Source organism: Aeromicrobium massiliense JC14, from assembly GCF_000312105.1.
GTDB lineage: Bacteria > Actinomycetota > Actinomycetes > Propionibacteriales > Nocardioidaceae > Aeromicrobium > Aeromicrobium massiliense.
Genome location: NZ_HE978636.1, coordinates 440,971 through 456,287, shown reverse-complemented (window position 1 = coordinate 456,287; position 15,317 = coordinate 440,971). Strand labels below are relative to the sequence as shown.

Genomic DNA, 15,317 nt, shown 5'->3' with positions numbered 1-15,317 from the left:
GAGTGCCGGACCGGAGCTGGACGGACGGGCCGGGGTTCTCGGACGTCGACTGGGCCGCCACGCCGCTGGGTGACCCGCACCGGTGGAGCCCCGCCCTGCGTCACGCCGTCGACTTCGTCGTCAACACCGAGTACCCCGCGACCCTGTTCTGGGGCCCGCAGCTCGTCATGGTCTACAACGAGGCCTACACGGGGATGATCGGCGACAAGCACCCCGCCGCCCTGGGCGCGTCCGCGCGCGACGTGTTCCCCGAGGCGTGGCACATCATCGGCGGCGTCATGGAGGCCGTGCTGGCCGGTGAGGGCCCGTCGTACGTGGAGAACCAGCTCGTCCCGCTCGAGCGGCACGGCTTCCTGGAGGACTGCTACTTCACCTACTCCTACTCACCGGTGCACGGCGAGGACGGCGCCGTCGAGGGCGTCCTCGACATCGCCGCCGAGACGACGCGCGAGGTGGTCGCCCTGCGCCGCCTGGACGTGCTGACCCGGCTGCGCTCGCGGCTGACCGAGGTCGAGGCCGCCGACGAGGTGCTGCCGGCCACGGTCGAGGTGCTCCTGCGGGCGAAGGCCGACCTGCCGGTCGTGGAGCTGCGGTCCTCGGCCGCGGCCGACCCCGGTCGCGCGAGCGTCCTGCCGGACGTCCCGCCCCGGCCGCTGAGCGGCACCGACCTGCTGGTCCACGAGCACGACGGGGGCCGGGTCGTCTGGCTCCCCATGCGCCTGGGTGCGGCCGACGTCGACCCGCCGGTGCTCGTCGCGCGGCTCGCGGACGGCCTGGCCCCGGATGACGACTACCTGGACTTCCTGCGTCTCGTCGCGACGGCGGCCGGCCAGGTGCGGGGGCGGCTCGAGGCCCGTGAGGTCGAGCGCAGCATCGCCCAGAGCGAGCGCCGGCTCTCCGAGGCGCTGCAGAACAGCCTGCTGAGCGCACCTCGCCAGCCGGACCACGTCCAGGTCGCCGTGCGCTACCGCGCCAGCGAGGACCAGGCCGAGGTCGGCGGTGACTGGTACGACTCCTTCGTCGACGCCCGCGGACGCCTGACCGTCGGCGTCGGCGACGTCTCGGGCCATGACCGCCTCGCCGCCGCGGGCATGGCCCACGCGCGCAACATGCAGCGCGCGATCGCCTACTCCCTCGACGTCCCGCCGTCGCAGGTCGTGCACCACCTGGACGGGGCGCTCGCCGGGCTCGACGACGGCGTGCTGGCCACGGCCGTGCTCTGCCGCCTGGAGCAGGCCCCGGAGCAGAGCGCGGCCAGCCGCTGGACCCTGCGGTGGAGCAACGCCGGCAGCATCCCGCCGGTGCTGCTGCGTCCGAGCGGCGACGTCGAGGTGCTCGACGAGGGCGCCGACCTCATGCTCGGCGTCGACGTCGAGGCTCCCCGCACCGACCACGAGCGGGAGATCGAGGAGGGCTCGGTGCTCGTGCTGTGCACCGACGGACTCATCGAGCGCCGGGGGACGTCGCTGACCCGCAGCATCGAGCGGCTCGCCCGCGTCGTCGGGCACAGCGTCGGCGTCGGGGCCGAGCGGCTCGCCGACCGGCTGCTGCTCGAGCTGGCCGAGGGCGCCGACGACGACGTCGTGGTGCTCGTGCTGCGCGTCGGCCGCCTGGACTAGTCCCGCCCCGACGTCCGGCGCAGCCACTGGTCGAACGTCTCGGTGCCGAGCTCGGCCTCGGGCCCCGGCAGCAGGTCGCCGCGGCGCATGGCGCGCCCCAGCGGGCCGGGCAGCGGCACACCGACGACGCGACCGCGTCCGCCCGTCGCCCGGTCGTAGGCCCGCACCATCGCGAGCATCGACTCCTCGTGCGGGCCCGCCAGTTCTCGGGCGCGACCGGCGGGGTCGCCGAGGGCCAGCTCGGCGAGCCGGCGTCCGACCTCGGCCGCGGCGACCGGCTGCGACCGCATGCGCGGCGCGAGGTGCACCGGACCGACCCGGAGCGCCTGGTGCATCTGCGCGGCGAGCTCGTGGAACTGGGTCGCACGCAGGATCGTCCACGGCACCGGACCGTCCTCGACGAGCCGCTCCTGCACCAGCTTGCCGGCGTAGTGCCCGGTGCGGCCGCGGTCGACGCCGACGATCGACAGAGCGACGTGGTGTCGCACGCCCGCGGCTCGTCCGGCCTCGAGCAGGGTGCGGGTGACGGTGCCGAAGAAGTCCCGCGAGCGGGCCGACGAGGTGCTCGCGACGGACGTGACGTCCACCACGGCGGAGACCCCCGCGAGGACGCCCGTCAGCCCGGCGCCGGTGAGCAGGTCGACCCCGCTCGACCGGGTCAGGACGACCGTCTCGATCCCCCGATCGGCCAGTGATTGCAGGACATGACGGCCGACGGTGCCGGTTCCCCCGGCGACGGCGACGCGGGTGCTGGTGCTGTTCTCCATGCCCTCCTGACGACGCAGCCGTCCGGAACGTGAGGTTGCCGTCGAGAACGATCGTTCTCATTCGTCGCGCACTGTTCACTACCCGCTGGTACGTTCCGAGGTCCCACCTGGTCGCGCGGCTCAGGCTCCCCCGCTTCGTCGTCTGCGCCGACCAGCAGCCAGACCGGTGACAGGACGTCGCCGGGCATGAAGGAGCAAGGATGCCTGCACTGCTGGGCAAGCGCCGCCGTGACGACGCTGCCGCACCCACCCCCGTCGTCGACCCCACCGTCCTGGCCGACGCGGTCGACGAGATCGCCGCCGCCGCCGATCGTCCCGCGCTGGAGCGCGCCGTCCGGGCGCTCTCGAACCGGCTCGACGGCGCCGACGTGCACCTGCACTGGGACGACGCCGCCGCCCGGCTCGAGGTCGACGGACCCGCCGAGGTCGCCGTCCCCGTCGAGCGGGTCCTCGCCTCGACCCTCGCCACCACCCTGGACCGCTGGCGCGCCACCGCCCGTCAGGCCGAGGTCGACCTCGACCTGGACACCATGGGCCGCATCCTGCGCCAGGTGTCGGAGTCGTCGTCGCGCGACGAGGCCCTGCGGCTCGCGCTCGACGGAATCCGGGTCGGCTTCGGCTGGGCCTACGGATCGTTCTGGGCCGTCGACCCCGACGCCGGCGTGCTGCGCTTCGCCGTCGAGTCCGGCGACGCCGGGCCGGCGTTCCGCGAGGTCACCCTGCGCTCGACGTTCGCCCCCGGTGTCGGTCTGTCCGGACGCACCTGGGCGCGCCGCGACATGGTCTTCGTGAGCGACCTCGGCGAGATGGTCGACTGCGTGCGGGCTCCCGTCGCCCAAGCAGCCGGTGTGAAGTCCGGCGTGTGCCTGCCGATCATCGTCGGCGGCGAGGTCGTCGGGACGATGGACTTCTTCGCCACCGAGACCCTCACGCTGCAGCGCAGCCGCGAGGAGGCCCTGCGCAACACCGCGTTCCTGGTGAGCCAGGCGCTCGAGCGGCTCGCCGTCGGCCAGCGCCTGCAGCAGGCCGGCGAGACGATCCAGGGCTCGATCCGCACGGTGGAGGAGAACGTCGCGGTGGCGTCGTCGGTCGCCGAGGAGGGTCGCCGTGTCACGTACGAGGCGTCCGAGCTGGTCACCGACCTCGGCCGGTCCAGCGCCGAGATCGGCGACGTCGTCGGCACGATCCGCAAGATCGCCGCGCAGACGAACCTGCTCGCCCTCAACGCCACGATCGAGGCGGCCCGCGCGGGGGACGCGGGCCGGGGCTTCGCCGTGGTCGCCAACGAGGTCAAGGAGCTCGCCGTCGCGACGGCCGACGCCACCAAGCAGGTCGACCAGCAGGTCACGTCGATCCAGCAGCAGGTCGCCGACGTCGTCGGCTCGCTGGAGAACCTGCGCGAGTCGGTCGAGCGGGTCAACGAGACCCAGGTGACGATCGGCTCGGTGCTGGCCGACCAGTCGCAGGCGACGCGCGCGATCCTGAGCTGAGTCAGCCCCAGGCGGCGAGCTTGCGCGGGTTCCGCATGACCCAGACGTCGCTGACGACGCCGTCGGTGACGCCCAGCGCCAGCACCGTGTCGACCGTGCCGTGCTCAGAGACGACCGCGACGGTGCGGCCACCGACCTCGCCGACGTCCACCTGGGCACCGCTGCGGCGGGTGAGCAGCCCGAGCAAGAAGCGTGCGACCTGGTCGGCGCCGCGCACGGGACGCCGTGCGGCGCTCACGACCCCGCCACCGTCCGAGACCAGGGCGACCGAGGGGTCCAGCACGGCGACGAGCGCGCCGAGGTCGCCGGTGAGGCACGCGGCCTGGAAGGCGGCGACGGCCCGGGCGTGCTCCTCACGGGTCGCGGTGACGCGGCGGTCCGACCGCAGCGCGCGACGGGCCGCGGACGCGAGCGTCCGGCAGGCCTGGGGCGTGCGGCCGACCGCCTCGGCCACCTGCTCGAACGGCACCGCGAAGACGTCGTGCAGCACCCAGGCGACCCGCTGGCCCGGGGTGAGCGCCTCCAGGGCGACCAGCACCGCGAGGTCGACCGATTCGCCCAGCACGGCCAGGTCGGCCGGGTCCGGCGCCACGACGGGGGAGTGGGCCGGCAGCGGCTCGGGCAGCCACGGCCCCACGTACGTCTCGCGCCGGTGCCGGGCCGACCCGAGCACGTCCAGGCAGATGCGCGACGTCACCGTCGTCAGCCAGGCGGCGGGCTCGCGGACGTCGGCCCGCTCGTCGTCGGTCTGCCGGTACCAGCGCGCGTAGGCCTCCTGCACGGCGTCCTCCGCCTCGGCGGCGTCGCCCAGCATCCGGAACGCCACGGCGAGCAGCCGCGGACGCGCGTCCTCGGCCGACGGTGCGGTGGTGGTCATGTCCCTCCCGGAGACGACGGAGCCCCACGAACCATACGGTCCGTGGGGCTCCGGTCGAGCGGGCGTGCGGCTCAGGCCTCGTCGAGCGCGGCGGCCACGCGGCGGTGGGCCTCCCAGATCGCCTCGGGCAGGTTGGCGAACGCCTTGAGGTGCTCCTCGCGGAAGCCCATCTCCTGCTTCCAGCGGTCGACGTCGATCGACAGGATCGTCTCGAGGTCCTGCTCGGTGATCTCCATGCCCTCGAGCTTGAGCTCCTCCTTGAGCGGCAGGACGCCCACGGGGGTCTCGCGACCGGTGACCTCGCCGTTCTTGTACTCCATGAGCCACAGCAGCGCGCGCAGGTTGTCGCGGTAGCCGTGCCACAGGAAGTGGCCGTCCTGCGGATCGCGCTGGAACCAGTTCACGTGCGCGAAGATCGGCTGCTCCTTGGCGGCGCCGACGATCTTCAGCCAGTGCGCCGCGTACGGACCCTCCGGGTACGACATGAACGGACGCATCGACATCGGGTCGTAGCGCAGCTGGCCCTCGACGCCCTCGGCGGCGAAGGTCGCCTCCGCGCCGAGCGTCAGGCCGTCGTAGACGCCCTCGGCCAGGTCGTGGATCGCGCGGACCAGCGGCTCGCGGTCGCGGGTGCGGCCACCGAAGATGATGCCGTCGATCGGCACGCCCTTCGGGTCCTCGAAGTCGCCGGCGATGTTCGGGACGTTCGCCAGCGTCGTGGTGAAGCGGCTGTTCGGGTGCGCCCACGGAGCGTCCGAGCCCTCGGCGCGGTCGGCGATGGGCTCGCCCTTCCAGTCCAGCCAGCCGTCCAGGTCGGTCGGGTGCTCGGGCGTCTTGCCCTCCCACCAGACCTCCTGCGTCTTCTCGTTGTAGGCGATGTTGGTGAAGATCGCGCCGGTGCCGGCGTCCACCGAGTGCAGGGCGCCGGGGTTGGTGACCTCGTTGGTGTCCTTGGCGACGCCGAAGACGCCGTTCTCGGGGTTCATGCCGTACAGGCGGCCGTCCTCGCCGACCCACAGCCACGCGATGTCGTCGCCGTAGAACTCGACGTAGTAGCGGTCGCCGAGCGAGTCCGGCGCCAGCGTCATGGCCAGGTTCGTCTTGCCCGACGCGCTCGGGAAGCCGCCACAGATGTGGTACTTCTTCCCGGTCTCCTTGTCGGTGATGCCCAGCAGCATGAACTGCTCGGCCAGGAACTCGCCCGAGGCCCAGCCGTCGTAGGCGGCCTGGCGCAGGCCGTGGGCGATCTTGCCGAGCAGCGCGTTGCCGCCGTACGACGATCCGTAGTGCAGGATCGTGCGCTCGTCGGCGACGGTGACGAAGTACCGCTGGTCGTCCGCGGTGCCGTGGCCGAGCGTCTCCAGGTCGCCCGTCACGTGCACGGCGCGGACGAAGTGGTCCGGCTCCGCCAGCTCGTTGATGTACTTCACGCCCACGCGCGCCATGCGGATCATGTGCAGCACGACGGTGCGCGTGTCGGTGAGCTCGACGCCCGCGGCGTACTTCTCCAGCGGCGAGCCCTGCGGCGCCATCAGGTAGGGGACGACGTACATCGTCTTGCCCTGCGACGCGCCCTTCATCTTGCCCTCGAGCAGCGGCTTCATCTCTGCGGACGGACGCCAGTTGTTGTAGACGCCCTGGTCGTCGGGGTTGCTCGTGGCCACGATCGTGCGCTCCTCGGAGCGCGCGGTGTCCTTGTGGTAGCTGCGCGAGTAGTACAGGCCCTCGCCGGCCGGCAGCAGCTCGCCGGCGTCCAGGGACTCCTGCACCAGGCGCGCGTCGTCGGACGCGTCGACCACCTCGACCCGCTCGGCCCCCGTCAGTGCCGCCCAGTACTGCACGTACTCGCGCACGTGCGGATTGGTCAGCCCGGCCTCGTCGAGCACCGACTCCACGTCAGTCATCGTATTCTTCCTCTCGCTGCGGTCACGCGAACGCGCTGGCACGGTCCGTCATTGAAGAACCGTGCAAGTGACAGTACCGTCAGGCACTGCCCTGGGCAGCCAGGGTGGCACAGAAGCGGTCTCTCGCAGAGTGGCACAGATCGCACTTCACTCACGAGGAGCGACCCGTGCACGACCCCGAGCACCAGAGGGCAGCGGACTTCTTCCGCACCCTCGGCCATCCCACCCGGATGCGCATCCTGGAGCTTCTCGCCGACCGCGACCACGCGGTCCACGAGATGCTCGAGGCCCTGGACGCCGAGCCGAGCAACCTGTCCCACCAGCTCGCCGTGCTGCGCCGGGCGGGGCTCGTGGCGTCGCGCCGCCAGGACGGCGAGGTGGTCTACTCCGCGACCGTCCCGGAGGCGAGCGACCTGGTCGCCGCCGCCCGCGGCATCGTCGGCTCGCTGTCCGTCCCGGGGCGCCCGTGAGGAAGCGCCCTGTCGCGCCCGCGACCGACCACCTGCGCGAGGCGCCTCAGCTCCCGCTCGTCACCGCCCTGCTGTTCGGCTGCGGCGGCATCGCGCTCGGCACGAACGTCGTGCTGCCGGTGGACGGCACCAACCCGCCGGAGGTGCTGGCCACCCTCGCGGTGCTCGCCTTCGCCTGCGCGGGATACGCGCTCGTCCGCGGCCCCCGCTTCACCCGCGCCGAGGCGACGGTGCTGCTCGTCCCGCTGATGACCACCGTCACGGTGCTGACCGTCACGACGGACCTCATGGTCGCGGCGCTGGGCAACGGCCTCGTGCTCCCCGTCCTGGGGGCGTACACCGTCTGGTTCGTGCCCGGACGCCTGCCGCGCACGATCCACCTGGTCGGCGTGGCCACGTGGTTCGTGGCGATCGTGCTCCGTGGCGAGGGGCTGGCCGGGCTCGCGGTCACGGTGCTGCTGGAGTCGCTCGTGGCCGTCGAGGTGCTCCGCCGCCTGCGTCGCCGGCTGGAGGCGCTCTCGGTCACCGACGCGCTCACCGGGGCGCTCAACCTGCGCGGCGTTCGCGACGAGGCGCAGCGGCTGCTGCGCCGGGCCGGCCGCTACGGCAAGCCCCTGGCCGTCGTGGTCGTCGACCTGGACGACCTGCGCCAGATCAACAACACGTACGGCCACGCGGCCGGCGACGTCCTGCTCGAGTCGGTCTGCGACCACTGGCGCGGGCACCTGCGCGGCAACGACGTGCTGGGCCGCACCGGCGGCGACGAGTTCGTCATGCTGCTGCCCGACACCGACGAGACGCACGCCGAGGCCCGCATGGCCGAGCTGCACGCGACGTCCCCGGCCGGCTGGTCGTGGGGCGTGGCCTCCGCCCAGCCGGGGGACGACTTCGCGAAGGTCCTGGAGCTGGCCGACGAGCGGATGTACACGCGCAAGGCCCGCCACCACCGGGAGGCGGCGGCCCGCGGTGACCAGGAGCCCGGCCGTTAGCATGGCGGCACTCCGCCGACCCTGAGGAGGCGCCGTGCACGAGGTCGCGCTCGACGTGCTGCTCCTGGTGGGCTCGGCCGTCCTGATCCTCGCGATCGTCGCGGTCCGCTTCTCCCACCGGCTCGGGCTCCCCAGCCTCCTGGTCTACCTCGGCATCGGCCTGCTGCTCGACGAGACCGGCTTCTACGGGCACTTCCACGACGCCGACCTGGCCCTCGCGCTCGGCCTCGCGGCGCTGGTGCTGATCCTCGCCGAGGGTGGCCTCACGACGCGCTGGGAGCACGTCCGCCCGGCCATGGGCCTGGGCCTGCTGCTGGCGACGCTCGGCGTCACCGTCAGCGTGCTCGTCGTCGCGCTCGCCGCGCACCACCTGCTCGGCCTGGACTGGCAGCTCGCGCTCCTGCTGGCCGCGGTGGCGAGCCCGACGGACGCCGCCGCGGTGTTCTCGGTGCTGCGCTCGGTGCCGCTCCGCTCCCGGGTCGCCGGCGTGCTGGAGGCCGAGTCGGGGCTCAACGACGCCCCCATCGTCGTCCTGGTCGTCGCCCTGTCGGCCGGCGACCTGGCCGACCAGCCGGCCCTGCTCACCGCCGCGATCATCGCCGGCGAGCTGCTGCTGGGCGGGGCGCTCGGCCTGGCGGTCGGCTGGTGCGGCGGACGCCTGCTGCGCGGCATCGCGCTGCCCTCGTCGGGCCTGTACCCGCTGGCCGTGCTGGCGTTCACGGTGATGGCCTACGGCCTGGCCGCCTCGGTCCACGGCAGCGGCTTCGCCGCGGTGTACGTGGCGGCGCTCGTGCTGGGCAACACCGAGCTGCCGCACAGGGCCGCGACCCGCTCGTTCGCCGAGGGCGTGGGGTGGCTCGCCCAGATCGGCCTGTTCGTGATGCTCGGCCTGCTCGCCGACCCGCTCACGATCGAGTGGTGGCACGCGGGAACGGCACTGGGCGCGTGGGCGGTGCTGACCTTCGTGGCCCGGCCGCTGTCGGTCGCCGTCTGCGCCGTCTGGTTCCGCCGGCCCGTGGGCGAGCAGCTGTTCGTCTCGTGGGCCGGTCTGCGCGGCGCGGTGCCGGTCATCCTGGCGACCATCCCGCTCGCGGCGGACGTGCCGGGTGCCCACGACCTGTTCAACATCGTGCTGGTCTTCGTCATCGGCTCGACGCTGGCCCAGGCGCTGCCCCTGGGCTGGATGGCCGCCCGCGCCGGGGTGCTGGACGACGGCGCGCGCGACATGGACGTGGAGGCCGCGCCGCTCGAGCGCATCTCGGCCGACCTGCTGCTCGTCCACGTGCCGGCCGGGTCACGACTGGCGGGCGTCGAGATCGGCGAGCTCCGCCTGCCGGTCGGCGCCAGCGTGACCCTCGTGGTGCGCGACGGCGAGAGCGTCGTGCCGCACCGCACGACCCGGATCCGGGTCGAGGACGACATGCTGGTGGTGGTGCCGCGCCGGCTGCGGCTGCGCACCGAGGCGCGGCTGCGGGACGTGGCCCGCCACGGCCGCCTGGCCGGGTGGGACCCGGAGGCCTGACTACTCGACGGCGGACTCGTTGGGCACGCACACCGTGACGTCCTTCGTCGCGGTGACGGCCGGCTGGGCGCGCTTGAGCCCGGCGTAGTCCTGGCCCACGACGACCGTGACGCCCTCGGCGAGCGCGGTGCCGACCGGCGGCTTCTCGACGCGGACCTTGCCGCGCAGCTGCTGGGCGACGAGCTTGACCATGTCGTCGTTCGCGTCCGGCGCCAGGATCGTGGCTCGCTCGGCCTTCACGCCCTCGGGCGCGTTGCCGACGCTGCCGGCCAGGAACCCGCGTCGCTGCAGCTGCAGGGACGCCCGGTTGGCCAGGCCGCTCTTCTCGCTGGCGTTGCGCACGTGCACCGTGACCAGGTTCGAGGTGAGCTTCTCGCCGCGCTTCACGAGGGTGTCGGTGCAGGTGGGGCCCTCGACCGTGGTGTCGGCCTCGGCCAGCAGCAGCCGCGCACCATAGGCGGCACCGCCGACGAGCACGACGCACGCGACGGCGAGGGTGAGGGCGGACGTGATGCGGCGTCGGCTCACGCGGAGGCCTCCTGCAGGTCGTGGACGCGGGCGTGCAGCATCGTGCGCTGCTGGAGGGCGGCGCGCAGCGCGCGGTGCAGGCCGTCCTCGAGGTAGAGCTCGCCGCGCCAGCGCACGACGTGGGCGAACAGGTCGCCGAAGTAGGTGGAGTCCTCGTCGAGCAGCGTCTCGAGGTCGAGCTCGGTCTTGGTGGCCACCAGCTCGTCCAGGCGCACCTGGGTGGGCGGCACGTCGGCCCACTGGGCGGCGGTCAAGCCGTGGTCCGGGTAGGGACGCCCGGGGTTCACGCGCTTGAAGATCACGGCGCCAGTCTAGACGGGAGGCCAGGCGACGTCCCGGACGCCGAGCCGTGAGTCAGGGCGTCAGGACGATCTTCCCGGTCGCGCGACGCTCGTCGATGTCGTGCAGGGCGCGCGCGACGTCGTCCAGCGGGTACGTCGCGCCGACCACGGGAGCCAGGGCGCCGGACTCCAGGTGGGGCAGCATCGCGTCCCACTCCTTGCGGACGTGGCCGGGCCGGCCGAGCACGTACGCGCCCCAGCCGACGCCGGTGACCTCGACGTTGTTGAGCAGCAGCCGGTTCACCTTGACCTCGGGGATCGAGCCGGCGGTGAAGCCGATGACCAGCAGCCGGCCGTCCTCGCGCAGGCAGCGCAGCGAGTCGGTGAACCGGTCGCCGCCGACCGGGTCGACGACGAGGTCGACGCCGCCGCGCTCCTTCACCGAGTCGCGGAAGCCGTCGAGGAGCACGTAGGCGTCGGCGCCGGCGGCGAGCGCGACCTCGCCCTTCTCGTGGGTGGAGACGACCGCGACGACGTCGGACGCGCCGAACGCCTTCGCGACCTGGATCGACGCGGTGCCGATGCCGCCCGCGGCGCCGTGGACCAGCACGCGCTCGCCGGCAGCGAGCCGGCCGCGCTCGACCAGGGCGAAGTAGGCGGTGCCGTAGTTGAAGATGACCGACGCGCCCTGCTCGAAGCTCATCGAGTCCGGCAGCGGGAAGACCAGGTCGGCCGGCGCCGCGACCTGCTCGGCGAAACCGCCGAGCAGAGGCAGGGCGGCGACGCGGTCGCCCACGGAGAGGCCGGACCCGGCCGGGGCGCTGGCGACGACGCCCGCCACCTCGGCGCCCGGGACGAACGGCAGGTCGGGCTTCATCTGGTACTGCCCACGGGTGAGCAGCACCTCCGGGAAGGCGACGCCGGCGGCCCGGACGTCGATCAGGACCTGGTCGTCCGCGGCCTGGGGCGCGGGGACGTCGGTGACGACGACGTCGTCGGGACCGGTGAGCGAGGTGATCTGGACGGCACGCATGCCGGGAGCCTAGAGCAGACAGGTGAGCAATCGCTTAGTCCGCGGCCCTCCGGTTCCGGATACCGCCGGTACGGGGAATACTTCTGGGCAGACGACCAGGAGGCTCCGTGGCCGAGACCGCATCCCAGACCGCCCGCAGCCGTGCCGCCCGGCAGGCCGAGACCCGGCGGCGGCTCATCGACGTCGCCCGCCGGATGTTCCTCGACGACGGCTACGCCGCCACGTCGCTGGACAAGGTGGCGGTCGAGGCCGGCTACTCCAAGGGCGCGGTCTACTCGAACTTCTCCGGCAAGGAGGAGCTGTGCCTGGCCGTGCTGGACTCGCTGCACGAGCGCCAGGTCGAGGGGGTCGTGTCGGCGTTCAGCGGCGAGGGCGACCTGGACGCGCGCATCGACGCCTTCGCCCGGTGGGCCCGCTCCAACGTCGGACGTCCGCGCGCCATGGCGCTGGAGGTCGAACTGGCCGTCGCCGCGCGGCACAGCGCGTACGTCGCCGAGGAGCTGCGCCGACGCCACCGCGAGATCCGCAGCGCCACGGCCGGGCTGATCCGCGAGGTCGTCGAGGGGGAGGGGCTCCGGCTCGCGTACTCCTACGAGGAGGCCGCCACGGTGCTGCTCAGCCTCGGCGTCGGCCTGGGCGCGCTGCGCTCGATCGACCACGAGGTCGACGTCGAGCTGTTCGGCACCGCGATGCGGGCGCTGCTCGCCGGTGCCACGCGCGCCGGGAACGACTGACGGGCCGCCCCCCGAGGGGGACGGCCCGTCGTCACGGGACGAGCTGGCTCAGTAGCCGCCGTTGTCCTTGAAGCGCTGGAACGAGGCCTCGATCTCGACCTCGGCGGCCGCACGGCCGACCCACGAGGCGCCCTCGACCGACTTGCCGGGCTCGAGGTCCTTGTAGACCTCGAAGAAGTGCTGGATCTCGAGCCGGTCGAACTCCGGCACGTGGTGGATGTCGCGCAGGTGCTCGTGGCGCGGGTCCGTCGCCGGGACGCACAGGACCTTGTCGTCGCCGCCGGCCTCGTCGGTCATGCGGAACATGCCGATCGCGCGGCAGGTGATGACGCAGCCGGGGAACGTGGGGACGTCGAGCAGGACGAGCGCGTCCAGCGGGTCGCCGTCCTGGCCGAGGGTGTCGTCGATGAAGCCGTAGTCCGCGGGGTACTGCGTCGCGGTGAAGAGCGTCCGGTCGAGGCGGATGCGGTGGGTCTTGTGGTCCACCTCGTACTTGTTGCGGTTCCCCTTGGGGATCTCCACGGTGACGTCGAAAATCACGGTTCCTCCGGCAAAGACGGGCTGAGACAGAGGGCCATCGTCCCACAGATACCCTCGGGACATGAGCGGGCGGTCGGGTCGACGGGTCTGGACGGGCCTGCTCGCCGGTCTCGTGGTGCTCGCGCTGGTGGCCGGCGCCGGGCTCTGGCTGCGCGCCGCGCACGCCGACGGCCGGCTCAACTCCCTGATCTGCGACGGCGACTGCGGCCCGTCCGCGGTGGCCGCGCCCGACGGCCTGGCCCTCGACGGTGACGACGCCGCGGCGCCGGACGTCGAGCCCGCCACGGGTGCCGATCCCGACCCGGCGGCCCTGCAGTCGGCGGTCGACGCCGCGGTGCGGGCCCCGGCCCTCGGCCCGCACGTGGGCGTCCGCGTCACCGACCTGGCGACCGGACGCGTCCTGGCCGAGCACGGCGACGGTGCGTTCACGCCCGCCTCCACGACGAAGGTGCTCACCGGGTTCGCAGCGCTGGCCACGCTCGACCCCGACTCCCGGCTGGCGACCCGCACCGTGCTGGACGGCGACCGGCTCGTCCTGGTCGGGGGCGGCGACCCGTTCCTGCTCTCGGCGCCGGAGCGGCCGGCGGCCTACGGCGAGCGCGCCGACCTGCGCACCCTCGCCCGCCGCACCGCCCGCGAGCTGGCGTCGCGCGGGGTCGCCCGGGTGCGCCTGGGCTACGACGCCTCGCTGTTCGAGGGGCCGGCGTCCAGTCCCGCCTGGGCGGCGAACGAGTACGTCCGCGCGGGCATCGTCGCGCCGGTGAGTGCGCTGTGGGTCGACCGTGGCACCGGCCCGTCCGGGGCGACGGTCGCAGACCCGGCCGCGGCGGCGGCATCCGTGCTCGCCCGCGAGCTGCGGCAGGCCGGGGTGGACGTCGTGGGCGCCCCGGCCGCGGCGACCGCCGCTGGCGACGAGGTCGCCCGCGTGACCAGCGCGACCGTCCGCCAGCTCGTCGAGGTGGTGCTGCGACGCAGCGACAACGAGGGCGCCGAGGTGCTGCTGCGCCACGTCGGCCGGGCCAGCGGCCAGCCGGCCAGCTTCGCCGGTGGCGTGGAGGGTGTCGAGCAGGCGCTCGGCGACGCGGGCGTCGATGTGTCGGGGCTCGTGCTCGGCGACGGCAGCGGCTTGGCGCGGAGCAACCGCATCGCCCCCGCCACGCTCACCGGCGCGCTGGAGGCGGCGAGCCGCGACCCCCGGACGTCCGCCCTGCTCGCCGGCCTGCCGGTCGCCGGCTTCGACGGCACGCTCGCCGATCGCTTCGACGCCGGCTCGGCCCGCGACGTCGTCGGCCTGGTGCGGGCCAAGACCGGCACGCTCACCGGCGTCCACGCGCTGGCCGGCGTCGTCCGCGACCCCACCGGCCGGCCGCTCGCCGTCGCCGTCATGGCCGACCGCGCGACCGCCGCACCGGCCGACGTCCAGGCCGCGCTGGACGCCGTCGTCACGGCCGTGGCGACCACCGGCGGCTGACCTGCCGGACGTGGTGGCCGCCCGTACTGTGGCGGCATGATCGACTGGCAGACCGCCCGGCGGACCGCGGCCCGACTCGCCAAGCCCGGCCCCGAGACGTCGCCGGCGGAGGTGGCCGAGGCGGTCGAGGAGCTGCGCCAGGGCGCCTACCGGGCCGAGGGTCCGGTCCGTGAGTTCACCGGCCTGACCGCCGGGTCGGGCACGGCGCCCGTCCTGGTGGTCGACCGCCCGACCTGGGCGGCGGCCAACCTGGAGAGCTTCGAGGTGCTGCTCGACCCGCTCAGCCGTCGCCTGGCCGCCCAGACCAAGGTCGGGCCGCTCGGCCGGGCCGTCGGCGATCGAGTCAACGGTGTGCAGGTCGGCGCCGTCCTGTCGTTCCTGTCCGGACGCGTGCTCGGCCAGTTCGACCCGTTCTGGACCGGTCGCGGCGAGCACGGCCGGCTGCTGCTCGTGGCACCCAACGTCGTCCAGGTCGAGCGCCAGCTCAAGGTCGACCCGCACGACTTCCGGCTGTGGGTCTGCCTGCACGAGGAGACCCACCGCGTGCAGTTCACCGCCGTCCCGTGGATGGCCGACCACCTGCGGGCCCTGGTCGCCGAGCTGCTCGAGGAGAGCCGCACCGACCCCGAGGCCATGGCCGAGACGCTGGGCACCGCGCTGTCGCGGCTCGGCGAGCTGGGCCGGTCGGACTCCACGGCGAGCCTGGCCGACCTGTTCCAGACCGAGCGCCAGCGCGAGATCGTCGAGCAGGTCACCGGCGTCATGTCGCTGCTCGAGGGGCACGCGGACGTCGTCATGGACGGCGTCGGGCCGTCGATCGTCCCCAGCGTCAAGGTCATCCGGCGCAAGTTCGACCAGCGCCGCAAGGGCAAGGGCGGGCTGGACGCCGTGGTGCGCCGCCTTCTCGGGCTCGACGCCAAGCTGGCGCAGTACCGCGACGGCGCGACGTTCGTCCGTCAGGTCACGCGCAAGGGCGGCCAGGACGCGTTCGACGCCGTCTGGAGCGGCCCCGAGAACCTGCCGTCGCTGGCCGAGATCAAGGACCCGGCGGCCTGGCTCACCCGCGTCCACGGCTAAGCCGGGCGGGCGAAG

15 protein-coding genes are annotated in these 15,317 nt (G+C 73.7%); 8 read left to right on the top strand and 7 right to left on the bottom strand.

Features of this window, described 5'->3' with window-relative positions; genetic code table 11:
- The first annotated feature begins 2 nt into the window (after nt 1–2).
- Entirely contained in the window at nt 3–1,619 is a 1,617-nt protein-coding gene (locus HGAM_RS17305; RefSeq protein WP_019143862.1) for a SpoIIE family protein phosphatase, read from the top strand.
- Here the strand turns inward: HGAM_RS17305 and HGAM_RS02330 are convergent.
- On the bottom strand, nt 1,616–2,386 hold the full coding sequence (locus HGAM_RS02330) for an SDR family oxidoreductase (protein WP_019143861.1): 771 nt from the start codon (nt 2,384–2,386) through the stop codon (nt 1,616–1,618). The two genes, HGAM_RS17305 and HGAM_RS02330, sit on opposite strands and share 4 nt — an antisense overlap.
- 200 nt (nt 2,387–2,586) lie before the next feature.
- Here HGAM_RS02330 and HGAM_RS21110 point away from each other — a divergent pair, with 200 nt between their 5' ends.
- Nucleotides 2,587–3,876, top strand: coding sequence for a methyl-accepting chemotaxis protein (locus tag HGAM_RS21110; protein WP_019143860.1), 1,290 nt, complete (start codon nt 2,587–2,589; stop codon nt 3,874–3,876).
- A gap of 1 nt (nt 3,877) precedes the next feature.
- On the opposite strand, the gene sigJ is transcribed toward HGAM_RS21110, so the two are convergent.
- Nucleotides 3,878–4,753, bottom strand: coding sequence for an RNA polymerase sigma factor SigJ (gene sigJ, locus HGAM_RS02320; RefSeq protein ID WP_019143859.1), 876 nt, complete (start codon nt 4,751–4,753; stop codon nt 3,878–3,880).
- Nucleotides 4,754–4,824: 71 nt separating this feature from the next.
- Nucleotides 4,825–6,657 carry a phosphoenolpyruvate carboxykinase (GTP) gene (locus tag HGAM_RS02315; RefSeq protein ID WP_020691435.1) on the bottom strand — a complete coding sequence of 611 codons (1,833 nt, stop codon included), beginning with the start codon at nt 6,655–6,657 and terminating at the stop codon, nt 4,825–4,827.
- Nucleotides 6,658–6,824: 167 nt separating this feature from the next.
- Here HGAM_RS02315 and HGAM_RS17295 point away from each other — a divergent pair, with 167 nt between their 5' ends.
- From HGAM_RS17295 to HGAM_RS02300, 3 genes are read left to right on the top strand one after another with little or no spacing between them, the layout of a single operon-like run.
- Complete coding sequence (locus HGAM_RS17295) at nt 6,825–7,127, top strand: ArsR/SmtB family transcription factor (protein WP_019143857.1); 303 nt, start codon at nt 6,825–6,827, stop codon at nt 7,125–7,127.
- Nucleotides 7,124–8,116, top strand: a complete 993-nt coding sequence (locus tag HGAM_RS17290; protein WP_049798116.1) for a GGDEF domain-containing protein — start codon at nt 7,124–7,126, stop codon at nt 8,114–8,116. Before HGAM_RS17295 ends, HGAM_RS17290 begins: the two co-directional genes overlap by 4 nt.
- Nucleotides 8,117–8,150: 34 nt before the next feature.
- The gene (locus HGAM_RS02300) at nt 8,151–9,638 is read left to right on the top strand and encodes a potassium/proton antiporter (RefSeq protein WP_019143856.1); all 1,488 of its coding nucleotides are present in this window, start codon (nt 8,151–8,153) and stop codon (nt 9,636–9,638) included.
- Here HGAM_RS02300 and HGAM_RS02295 read toward each other — a convergent pair whose 3' ends face one another.
- The 3 genes from HGAM_RS02295 to HGAM_RS02285 are packed head-to-tail and all read right to left on the bottom strand — an operon-like array spanning nt 9,639 to nt 11,480.
- Nucleotides 9,639–10,166, bottom strand: coding sequence for a LytR C-terminal domain-containing protein (locus tag HGAM_RS02295; protein ID WP_019143855.1), 528 nt, complete (start codon nt 10,164–10,166; stop codon nt 9,639–9,641). It abuts the gene before it with no gap.
- The gene (locus HGAM_RS20510; RefSeq protein ID WP_019143854.1) at nt 10,163–10,468 is read right to left on the bottom strand and encodes a type II toxin-antitoxin system VapB family antitoxin; all 306 of its coding nucleotides are present in this window, start codon (nt 10,466–10,468) and stop codon (nt 10,163–10,165) included. The genes HGAM_RS02295 and HGAM_RS20510 overlap by 4 nt, the downstream gene beginning before the upstream one ends.
- A gap of 52 nt (nt 10,469–10,520) precedes the next feature.
- Nucleotides 10,521–11,480 (bottom strand): NADPH:quinone oxidoreductase family protein, encoded by a 960-nt coding sequence (locus HGAM_RS02285; protein WP_019143853.1) that lies wholly within the window; start codon nt 11,478–11,480, stop codon nt 10,521–10,523.
- 107 nt (nt 11,481–11,587) lie between these two features.
- Between HGAM_RS02285 and HGAM_RS02280 the strand changes: the two genes are divergently transcribed.
- Nucleotides 11,588–12,214, top strand: coding sequence for a TetR/AcrR family transcriptional regulator (locus tag HGAM_RS02280; protein WP_019143852.1), 627 nt, complete (start codon nt 11,588–11,590; stop codon nt 12,212–12,214).
- Nucleotides 12,215–12,262: 48 nt separating this feature from the next.
- Here HGAM_RS02280 and HGAM_RS02275 read toward each other — a convergent pair whose 3' ends face one another.
- On the bottom strand, nt 12,263–12,754 hold the full coding sequence (locus HGAM_RS02275; protein ID WP_019143851.1) for an inorganic diphosphatase: 492 nt from the start codon (nt 12,752–12,754) through the stop codon (nt 12,263–12,265).
- Between the two features lie 61 nt (nt 12,755–12,815).
- Between HGAM_RS02275 and dacB the strand changes: the two genes are divergently transcribed.
- Entirely contained in the window at nt 12,816–14,225 is a 1,410-nt protein-coding gene (dacB, locus tag HGAM_RS17285) for a D-alanyl-D-alanine carboxypeptidase/D-alanyl-D-alanine endopeptidase (protein ID WP_019143850.1), read from the top strand.
- 36 nt (nt 14,226–14,261) lie between these two features.
- The gene (locus HGAM_RS02265) at nt 14,262–15,302 is read left to right on the top strand and encodes a zinc-dependent metalloprotease (RefSeq protein ID WP_019143849.1); all 1,041 of its coding nucleotides are present in this window, start codon (nt 14,262–14,264) and stop codon (nt 15,300–15,302) included.
- The last annotated feature ends 15 nt before the right edge of the window (nt 15,303–15,317 follow it).